10 protein-coding genes and 1 pseudogene are annotated in these 9,549 nt (G+C 55.0%); all 11 read right to left on the bottom strand.

Annotation, left to right across the window (positions count from 1 at the left end):
- Nucleotides 1-1,384, bottom strand: a 1,384-nt coding sequence (locus tag ACTTKG_RS06895) for a peptidoglycan D,D-transpeptidase FtsI family protein (protein WP_442673496.1), incomplete at its 3' end; no start/stop codon positions are given.
- The gene (locus ACTTKG_RS06890; RefSeq protein WP_442673495.1) at nucleotides 1,377-2,633 is read right to left on the bottom strand and encodes an FtsW/RodA/SpoVE family cell cycle protein; all 1,257 of its coding nucleotides are present in this window, start codon (nucleotides 2,631-2,633) and stop codon (nucleotides 1,377-1,379) included. The genes ACTTKG_RS06890 and ACTTKG_RS06895, both read right to left, overlap by 8 nt.
- Nucleotides 2,620-3,339, bottom strand: coding sequence for a Stp1/IreP family PP2C-type Ser/Thr phosphatase (locus tag ACTTKG_RS06885; protein WP_442673494.1), 720 nt, complete (start codon nucleotides 3,337-3,339; stop codon nucleotides 2,620-2,622). The genes ACTTKG_RS06890 and ACTTKG_RS06885 overlap by 14 nt, the downstream gene beginning before the upstream one ends.
- A complete protein-coding gene (locus ACTTKG_RS06880; RefSeq protein ID WP_442673493.1) occupies nucleotides 3,336-3,788 on the bottom strand; it encodes an FHA domain-containing protein in 453 nt (150 codons plus the stop codon). The genes ACTTKG_RS06885 and ACTTKG_RS06880 overlap by 4 nt, the downstream gene beginning before the upstream one ends.
- Complete coding sequence (locus ACTTKG_RS06875) at nucleotides 3,789-4,541, bottom strand: FhaA domain-containing protein (RefSeq protein ID WP_442673492.1); 753 nt, start codon at nucleotides 4,539-4,541, stop codon at nucleotides 3,789-3,791.
- Nucleotides 4,542-4,556: 15 nt separating this feature from the next.
- Complete coding sequence (gene rlmN, locus ACTTKG_RS06870) at nucleotides 4,557-5,609, bottom strand: 23S rRNA (adenine(2503)-C(2))-methyltransferase RlmN (protein WP_442673491.1); 1,053 nt, start codon at nucleotides 5,607-5,609, stop codon at nucleotides 4,557-4,559.
- Between the two features lie 4 nt (nucleotides 5,610-5,613).
- Nucleotides 5,614-6,945, bottom strand: coding sequence for a 16S rRNA (cytosine(967)-C(5))-methyltransferase RsmB (rsmB, locus tag ACTTKG_RS06865; protein ID WP_442673490.1), 1,332 nt, complete (start codon nucleotides 6,943-6,945; stop codon nucleotides 5,614-5,616).
- 9 nt (nucleotides 6,946-6,954) lie between these two features.
- Nucleotides 6,955-7,818 (bottom strand): DUF116 domain-containing protein, encoded by an 864-nt coding sequence (locus ACTTKG_RS06860; RefSeq protein ID WP_442673489.1) that lies wholly within the window; start codon nucleotides 7,816-7,818, stop codon nucleotides 6,955-6,957.
- Nucleotides 7,818-8,753, bottom strand: coding sequence for a methionyl-tRNA formyltransferase (gene fmt, locus ACTTKG_RS06855; protein WP_442673488.1), 936 nt, complete (start codon nucleotides 8,751-8,753; stop codon nucleotides 7,818-7,820). Before fmt ends, ACTTKG_RS06860 begins: the two co-directional genes overlap by 1 nt.
- A complete protein-coding gene (def, locus tag ACTTKG_RS06850; protein WP_442673487.1) occupies nucleotides 8,750-9,217 on the bottom strand; it encodes a peptide deformylase in 468 nt (155 codons plus the stop codon). Before def ends, fmt begins: the two co-directional genes overlap by 4 nt.
- Nucleotides 9,218-9,370: 153 nt before the next feature.
- Nucleotides 9,371-9,549: pseudogene (locus tag ACTTKG_RS06845) on the bottom strand (class I SAM-dependent methyltransferase); the annotation flags it as partial.

Below are 9,549 nucleotides of genomic sequence, written 5' to 3'. Positions count from 1 at the left end.
GCAATCTCTTAATCAGCTTCCCTGCGATCGGTGCGGCTTCCGCACCGCCTCCCCCGCTGTTTTCTACGATGATGGCATACGCCACCTTGCGGCCGTTTACTTCTGCCGAGCCAATGAACCACGCATGATCTTTGCCCGCATTTTCCGCTGTACCTGTTTTCCCCGCCACACGAGCGCCTATTATCTCCGCCGCCCTTCCCGTGCCCTCTCGAACAACCTCTTCCATAAAACCATGAATCAAGGATGCACGGGCGGCTGTCGTAGCCTCGAACCATTTTTCACTCGTATGCTTTTCCAGCGTAATGCCGCCGGGCGTCACAACGCGCTCCACCAGATACGGCTTCATGACGACGCCGTCGTTGACAAACGCTGCGGCAAGCAGCGCCATGTGCAGCGGCGTGACGAGAAGAGTGCTCTGTCCGATGCCAACCTGCGCCGTATCGCCTTGACCGAGCGCGTCAAAGTTTGGAAGATGCGCCGCCGCTTCTTCCAAATCACCCTGTACGGTTTCTTCAAAACCAAATCGCCGAAAAGCATCTGCCAAACGCTTGCCGCCAAGGCGCAAAGCGAGCGTGCCAAACGTCGTATTGCATGATTCGATCAAAGCGTGCTCCACATCGAGTCTGCCATGCACCGCGCCGTGGCTTTCATGAATGACCGAATCGCCCACTTCGAGCGCTCCGGTGCAGGTAAATATTTCCTTCAAGTCTGTAACTTCATTTTCCAACGCCGCATCGAGGATCAACGGCTTGATCGTCGAACCCGGCGGGTAGAGTCCCTGCAAGGCGCGATTCAGCAGAGGACTTGCCTCATCCTGACGCAGACTGCTCCATCTCGACTGCACATCTGTCGGATCGAAGGAAGGACGCGATACGAGTACAAGCACTGCACCGCTCTTCGCATCGAGCATGACGACGGCGCCGCGCCGCTCCCCGAGCGCCTCGTATGCCGTTTCCTGCAGCTCGGCGTCAATCGTAAGATAGACGTCATCGCCGTGCGCAGAAGAAAAAAGCTGCGCAAGCGGCCCTAAGCGCCCCAAGAGACGGCTACTGCCAGAAAGCTCCGCCCCCTTATAGGCTTCGATGCCTGTGCTGCCAATCGTATCATCAAGATAGCCCGTGACAGGAGCCATGATTTTCCCGTAGGGATAACGCCGTTCCCCCGCTGTCGGACTGAGCGCCAAGGCTTCGCCTTTTCGATCCAGGATACTGCCGCGCTGCACGCTATCCTCAGCGACTGCCGCACGGCGGTTCAGCGGATGCTCCGAAAGCCAATCCGCTTTCCAGACCTGTAAATAAACGACGTAAAGAGCCAAGCCGGAAAACAGCAACAGGAGAAATACAGCAGAGCGCAGGATATACTTCGTATTATTTCGCTCAATCATGGCGATTCTCCTTTTTAGAAAGCACAGTCAAAATACCGAGTAAGATAAAGCTCGATATCATGGAACTGCCTCCGTAACTCACAAAAGGCAAAGTTATGCCCGTCAGCGGCAAGAACTTCGTCACGCCCGCGATGATGATGAAGGCTTGCAGGAAAAACACGACCGCAATACCGGCGGCAAGCAGCATATTTTGTCCCTCGCGGCAGGCGAGAGCGATGCGTATGCTGCGGTAAAAAAACAGCGCAAAAACAAGCATGACGCCAATGGCCCCCAAAAGCCCCAATTCTTCCGCAATCGCCGCAAAAATAAAATCCGTATGCACCTCGGGGATCAATGTCGGATGTCCGTGCGCAAAGCCCGCGCCCCAAACGCCGCCCGAGCCAAACGCAAAGAGCGACTGCACGACTTGATATGCGCTGCCCGAAGGATCCGCCCACGGATCAAGCCAAATATGGAACCGCACGCGCACATGCGAAAACATGAAATAACTGATTACAGCCGCCCCGAAAAAAACGGCGAAGGCAAGGGCAACATACGACTTTCTCCCCGTAGCCATATATGTCATGAGCACCGCTATGCCAAAAAAGAGCAAGGCGGAACCGAGATCGCGCTGCACCACAAACATCAAAACGGCGACGCCCCATATACAGAGGAGCGGCGCAATAAAGCGAAGTACAGGCAGCTTCAGCCAAAGCACCTTATGACGCGGCAATATCAAGACTTCTCGATGCTCTGTCAAATAGGCGGCAAGAAACATAATGATGACGATTTTACCGAACTCCGATGGCTGTACGGCAAACGAGCCGAATACGATCCAATTGCGGCTGCCGCCGATCTCCGTGCCGAAAAAGAGCGCCGAGCAAAGGAGCAGCAAACAGAAAATACCGAGTATATAGGGATAAGAAAGCAGACGCAGAATCCTCCTGCCGCAGAATACGACGGCAAGATAGACAAGGACGCCGAGGAGCAGCCAGCGCATCTGCGTCAAAAAGAGCGCAGGCTTCAAGCGTCCAATCATGACGACGCCAAGACTCGCAAGCAGCATTGCCGCCGGAAAAAGCGTTCGATCCGTCCCCGCATGGCGTCTGCTCAAAGCGACGTATACCAAAATCGTACTTACGATAACGGCGCCGCCCCACAAGAGCAGGGAATCACTCAGCGGCACGATGCGCTGCAAAAGCAGCACGCCCACACCCAGCAGCAGGATGCCGAGCGGAGCCAGAAGCAAATACCCGCTATGCTCTTTCATCGCATTCCACAACAATCGCCGTGATATTGTCAAAACCACCCGCCGAAAGTGCCAGCTCAACGAGTCGGCGCGCCTTGTCTGCGGACTCTCCCTGCAAAGTCTCACATATAGCCGCTTCTTTGACCATATTCGTCAATCCGTCCGAGCAGAGGAGAAACACATCGCCTGCTTCGATGATAAACCTTCCCGTATCAACCGTAAGATTTTCCTCCACGCCGACTGCACGCGTCAAAAGATTTTTTTTCGGATGACGTTCCGCTTCTTCTTTCGTAATGGATCCTTGATCCAGAAGATCCTGCACGAAGGAATGGTCGTGCGTAAGACACTTGAGCTCCCCCGCACGCAGGAGATACAGGCGACTGTCTCCCACATGCGCCCAGTATGCCGTACCATCGGCACACTGCAGGGCTACAACCGTCGTCCCCATGCCGTTTTGCGCCGCATTCGCCGCCGCCTCCCGCAAGATTCTGCGATTCGCCGCCTGTACGACATGACGCAGGGATTCTTCACTGCGTTCCCGTCCTGCATCGGAAAAACTCTCTCGAAAAGAATCAATGAGCATCGCGCTCGCCACCTCGCCTGCCGCATAGCCGCCCATGCCGTCGGCTACGACGTATGTATCGGGCGGTATGAAAGCGCACGCGTCCTCATTGATCTCTCGCACCCTGCCTCGGTCAGTCGCTCTTGAGACTTTCAAAAAAATCACCTCTCAAACCTCAGTGTAACGAAGCCGATGCGTATGAGATCTCCCGGCTTCAAGTATGCCTTTCCCTGCAAGACAGTATCGTTCAGATATGTATGGTTCATGCTGCCCATGTCTTCGATGACATATTGATTGTTCACAAGATGTACGACGGCATGACGATGCGACACAAACGAATCGGTTATACAAATATCGCTCTCGGCGCTGCGCCCGATGGTTATCCCCTCGGTAAAAGCAAATCGCTTGCCCGAAAGACTTTCATCGCCCGCTTCCACGACATGCAGCACAGCTTCATTGGGCAGAATCTCACGCGGTTTCATTTCTTCGCGCAAATCCTTGGCATCTCGAAACATCGCTTGTGCAAGATGTGCAATGAAACGAAAAAGCAGCAGCAAAATGCCGTATTGAAAAACTACGCTCAAAACGCGCAGCAAAAAATCTGACCCCGGCAATCATATCACCTCGTAACGCAAAACGGAACTCCCGATTTGGATTTCATCGCCATGCCGCAGCCATGCCTCCATCACAGGACGCCCATTGAGAAGCGTGCCGTTCGTGCTCTGTTCATCCTGCAAAAAATGACGATGACGCTCATAGCGAATGGACGCATGAACACGCGAGGCATTGGGATCCGTCAGTATAAAATCGCTGCGATCACGTCTGCCGAGAAAGATTTTTTTCTCGCCGAATACAAGGTAGGAATCCCTATCCGCACCCTCTGAAACCGTGAGTGAAGCAATCTGATACTCCGTCGGCAAATTGAGCGGCGGCTGAAACGACGGCCGCTGCAGTACGATCGTATGCTGCTCTTCCACCGCCTGCGCCACGCGCTGCACCATATCGGAAAAGGCAGATTTCACACGGCATAGGCCAAGGGAGAGCGACGTATCTTTCTCAAGGGCAATCGTCAGTCCGCCATCCATAAAGCAGTCAAGCAAAATGACCTTTTTTTCAGCCAGCACATGAAGCTCATCGAGAAAACGCTGTGAGGAAAGATGGTGACAATCTTCTTCATTCATCAAAATTGTATATTGATTTGGCAAAATCCATTCCTGCCTGCTCTTCTTGTCGCGCTTCTTTGCATTTGCCATTTCTTTTTCAAGTTTTTTCTCCACCTCGACAGGTTCGAGGGCGCTGCCGAATTTCTTGTTAAAGAATCCTTCGATATGATTCTCCAAAAACGCTTCCCATTTTGTAAAAGCCATGAAACACCTCACAATCTATTGCAGCTTTTCCTCGGCGGACATGTGGCGGCTGCGCAGTTGCCCACATGCCGCCTGTATATCGCTTCCCATTTCGCGGCGAACCGTAGCGGTGATGCGCTGATGCGCAAGGATGCTGCAAAATGACGCCACACTCTCGTCTGTCGGTCGCTCAAAGCCGCGTTCAGGCACGGGATTGACAGGAATGAGGTTGACGCTTGCGGTCTGTCCCTTGAGCAGCTTCGCCAATTCCCTCGCCTCACGCTCGCCGTCATTCAGATCACGGATCAAAATGTACTCGTATGTGACGCGCCGTCCCGTTTTCTCTGCATAGCGCCGACCTGCCGCCACAACGTCCGCCAACGGATACTTGCGATTGATCGGCATGAGATCGGTGCGAAGCTCTTCGCGCGGCGCATGAAGCGAGATGGACAGCGTGATGGGCATACCTTCTTCCGCAAGATCGTCGATTGCAGGAACGATGCCCGATGTGGACAGCGTGATATTGCGATAGCCCATGTTCAGTACGTATTTCTCATGCAAAAGACGAAGAAAGCATACGACATTATCATAGTTCATCAAAGGTTCGCCCGATCCCATCAAGACCATAGTATCGACCTTTTCGCCTTCTTTTGACAGCATTTCCTCTATGAAGAGCACTTCGGCGAGCATTTCCCCCGCCGTCAAGTTGCGCGCCAGCCCGTGCAGCGTAGAGGCGCAGAAAGCGCATCCCATATTGCAGCCCGCCTGGGTCGAGATACATATACTGTTGCCGTACGGTTGGCGCATGAGTACAGATTCTACCGAAGCCCCATCGGGAAAGACCAGCAGGAATTTGCTCGTCCTGCCGTCTGCGCTGTCAAGACGTGTGCGCAGCGTCGGCTTTTCGATTCGATACTTCGCGCCGAGAGCAGCACGCAGGTCTTTCGGCAGATTCGTCATATCCGAAAAGCTCTTCGCAAACTTCTTGTAGAGCCACTCTGCCACCTGCTTCGCACGATATTTTTCGAGATTTTGGGCAGAAAATTCCGCCTGCATCTCCTCAAGCGTCATGCCAAAAATACTCTTCATGCGCTCACCTTCTTAAAAGACGCGCGATGAAGAAGCCATCCGTACCGTCGCGCTGCGGATAGAGCTGAATCATCTTCTGTGTGCGTTTTTGCAAAGGCAGGAAATCGCCGGTGTTTTCCAAAATGAAGTCCTCATGCTGCGAAAGGAAGTCTTCGATGACGGCTTCATTTTCCTCACGCTCGATCGTACATGTGCTGTAGACGAGCACGCCGCCGCGCTTTATAGCCGCAGCGGCAGACCTGAGAATGTCGCGCTGCAGGGGCACGAGAGCGGCGATCTCTTCGGGCGTCTTTCGCCAGCGTGCGTCGGGTCTGCGCCGCAGCACACCGAGACCGGAGCATGGCGCATCAACAAGCACGCGGTCAGCTTGGCAGGAAAAGCGTGCGCCCGCTTCCCGCGCATCTAAGAGCAGCGGCTGCACCGATGTTATGCCGAGCCGCTCACAGTTTTCCGCGATGCGCTCGATCTTATGCGCGTGAACGTCGAGCGCGACGATGCGCCCCTGATCTTCCATGAGGGCGGCGATATGCGTCGTCTTGCCGCCCGGCGCACTGCAAACATCGAGGACAAATTCGCCCGGCTCGGGCGCGAGAACATGCGCAACGAGCATGGAACTTTCATCCTGCACTTGAAAAAGCCCCTGCTGCAGAGACGGCAAATCATCGAGCGCACCGTGACGGCGGCACAAGACGCCTTCCGGCGCCCAAGCGGAAGCCTCCGCCTCCACGCCCTCTTGCGAGAGCCGTTCGATGAGCTTATCCCGCGTAATCTTTAAGGTGTTCGTGCGAAGCGAAAGCACCGCCTGTGCATTATCAAATGCACAGAGCGCCCTTGCCTCTTCATAGCCGAACTGCTCGATCCAACGCCGCACGAGCCACTCGGGATGCTGCAGGGACAGGGCGAGATTTTCCGCTTCATGCGCCTTGCCCATCGGGAATGCCGCCTTCTCGGGTTCACGAGCCGCCGTGCGCAGAACGGCGTTGACAAACTTCACCGTACCCGCATGGCTGCAGCGCTTCGTCATCTCCACCGCCGTATTGCAGGCGGCGGAGGCAGGCACGCGCGCAAGGAAGAAAAGCTGGTATATGCCCAAACGCAAAATATCCCGCACCATAGGCGGGATCTTGGAAAGCGGACGGTTCAAGTAACGCCGCAGCATCCAATCGAGCGTACCGCCCGCCTTCACCGCGCCGTAGACCAGTTCCGTTGCAAAGCGGCGGTCCACTTCGGAGAGTTTCACGGCACGCAAAGACCGCGCCAATGCCACATTGGCATAAGCGCCCTTTTCATTCACTTCATGAAGCGCCTTGAGCGCCGTCTCCCGCGCCTTGTCCATAGCTCCTCCTCATTTTTGCCTATCCCCTTCGTCTTCAGGCACATCCTTCTCCTTCTTCTCTGCATCGTCGTCAAGCAAGAATTTCTTGATCTCCTCGCGCACCTTCTCTATATCGACATGCGTATTGAAGCACGGACCGTTGGGGCGAATATTCAGCACACCGACCGCCGGCAGCGGATAGACGTCTTGAATGCCGCTCGTCAGATCGCGCTCACAGGCGATCGCCATGACCGCCTTCGGGCGAATCTTCTTGACCGTCTGGCGCGCGAGCGTGCCGCCCGTCACAATGAAGAAATGGAAGCCCATCTCATCGGCAAGATTCACGAGAGCGCCGACGTCGCAGCCGCCGCATCGCTTGCAGTTGTGCGGGTCGCGCGTGATCTTGTGCGGACATGTCGCCAGCTGCAAACAATGCGGCGTGACGACGAGCAGTTCATGCGCATGTACCTTGATGCCGCGATGGTGGATGATCTGGTTGCTGACCTCGATAAAAGAGCGCTCGATGCGCCGACGGTTGAAGCCAAACACTTTGCCGATCACGATGGCGACAGGAAAAAGCAAATTGATCAAGGTGTACGACTGCTTCTGAAAAATATGAAGAAAAGGCAGACCGAGAATCGCTCCAACCATGCTCAATATACCAAAACCCGTAAGAAAGACGACGCTTGCAAAAAAAACGCCCAACACGAGAGGAAGGTACGCATTGATTTCAAGCAGACCAAGGTAGCTCACGCGCCAAACCGCATAGGCGAGGAAGGTCATGCAAAGGAAACTCAGGGACAAAAGCGCCATGAAAAGCCTCTTGTGCGGGCGCTCAAGCCCCGGTATCGCATTTGTCAAAACACCCCCTCCTTTCTCGGGTGATACAAGCATCAACCTATATCGAAGCATACAGGCAAAAGAAGCCCGTGACCGCGCATATAGTCGCCTGCCGCCATCTTCTTCTTACTCGGCGCCTGCAGCTCCAAGATTTCCAACAGTCCTTCGCCCGTACCGACGAGCAACCCTTTTTTCGTCACGGAAATGATCTCTCCGGGATTTGCCGTGCCCTCCGCTACGCGCGTGCGCCAGATCTTGAACTTCTGTCCAGCCAGCATACTATAAGCGCCCGGCCATGAATTCAGACCGCGCACGAGATCATGGATCTCACGCGCGGATTTTCGCCAGTCGATGCGCCCCATTTCCTTAGCAAGAAGCGGCGCGTAGGTAGAGCGCGCATCCGCCTGCGGTACGCGCTTGAGCGTCCCTTGAAAAAGCGCACAGAGAGTCTTTTCCAAGACATCGGCGCCGAGCAGCATCATCTCATCATGCAGTTCAGCCGCCGTCATCGTCTCTGTGATCGGCAGGCTTGCCGTCAAAAGCATATCACCTGTATCGAGTCCCTCGTCCATGAACATCGTCGTGACGCCCGTTTCCTTTTCACCGCGCATGATCGCCCACTGCATCGGCGCTGCGCCGCGATAACGCGGCAGAAGCGACGCGTGGACATTGATGCAGCCCAAAGGCGGCAGCTGCAAAATATCTTTCGACAGAATTTGTCCGAAAGCGACGACAACGATGAGTTCGGGGGAAAGCTCCCGCAATACATCAACAAACTCCGGCGCTTTGACGCGCATCGGCTGATAGACGGCGATGCCATGCGCCTGGGCAAACTGTTTGACGGGCGGCGGCAATAGCTTTTGTCCGCGCCCCTTGGGCTTATCCGGCTGCGTCACGACAGCGATGACGTCGGCGATCTCCGCGAGACGCGCGAGGCAGGGTACGGCGAAGTCCGGAGTTCCCATGAAGATCACACGAGCTTTTTTCATGACTTTTCTTCCTCTTCTTTACGCAGACTCGTCGCTACGTCGATGAACAGCACGCCTTCCAAATGATCGAGTTCATGCTGGATGCAGCGCGCCAGAAGCCCCTTCGCCGTGATATGCTTACGCTTGCCACGTCGGTCAAGGAACTCGACCTTGACTTTCGCCGCACGTTCCACTTCACCGAAAATCCCCGGCACGCTCAAGCAGCCTTCCGAATCCGTCTCGATTCCCTCTCGAAAAGTAATCTTAGGATTGACAAGCTCGATGAGTCCATCGCCTATATCAATGACGACCATGCGCAGCGATTCGCCCACCTGCGGCGCAGCGATGCCGATGCCGTTCGCTTCGTACATCGTCTCCGCCATATCGTCGAGCAGCTTTCTGAGCTTCGCATCGACACGCTCCACAGGAGCGCAAATTTCCTTCAAAACCGGCGCTCCCGCTTTCTTTATCTCCAACAACGACATGCCTCATTTCCTCCAAATGTTATTTTCTGATACCATCCGCTCTCGCAAGCAGTCGAGCTTCGCACTGCGGGAGCTTTCCATGCTTCTGAAAGCTCCCCCCTATCATAGCACAAGAATCGCGAGAAGAAAAGAAACGGAAGTGCCACGGCAGATTTACGAGCGGCAAACATCAATCACACCATAATGAACGGGACTGTATTTCCCTCCGGCAATCTTTGAAAAGCCCAAGCGGGCAAATTCCAGACTGCGGCTGTTTTCCTTCAGGACGACGCGCCGCTTCGCCACGCGGCATGCTTCGGCGACGGCAAAAAGGGATACGGGCGCGGACTCCG

It is taken from the genome of Selenomonas sp. (genome assembly GCF_052169755.1).
Lineage (GTDB): Bacteria > Bacillota > Negativicutes > Selenomonadales > Selenomonadaceae > Selenomonas.
Note: the sequence above shows the minus strand (reverse complement) of the source record. Positions and strands in the feature narration are given on the sequence as shown.